The 206-nt window shown below is 28.9% G+C and carries 1 protein-coding gene; it reads right to left on the bottom strand.

The window, feature by feature from the left end:
* Positions 1-206, bottom strand: a 206-nt coding sequence (gene cas8a1, locus G3997_RS04610; RefSeq protein ID WP_296648823.1) for a type I-B CRISPR-associated protein Cas8b1/Cst1, incomplete at both ends; no start/stop codon positions are given.

The following is a 206-nucleotide window of genomic DNA, read 5'->3' as shown; positions in this document are numbered from 1 at the left end:
CAAAATAGCATAAGCTTACATAAGTCACAAATAGAATATGTTGAGTCTTGATTCCAAAACATRTTTTTTGCATTATCATTACTTACACCTAGAGGTGCAAAGTTGCTCTCTGAATARTCATTTATTAAACCTTTGTAAGTACCACACATTTCACAAGTTTCAAGACTATCTAGATATTCTTCTATATCTTCAATAGTTTTTTTTCT

Source organism: Romboutsia sp. 13368, from assembly GCF_018336475.1.
GTDB lineage: Bacteria > Bacillota > Clostridia > Peptostreptococcales > Peptostreptococcaceae > Romboutsia.
Note: the sequence above shows the minus strand (reverse complement) of the source record. Positions and strands in the feature narration are given on the sequence as shown.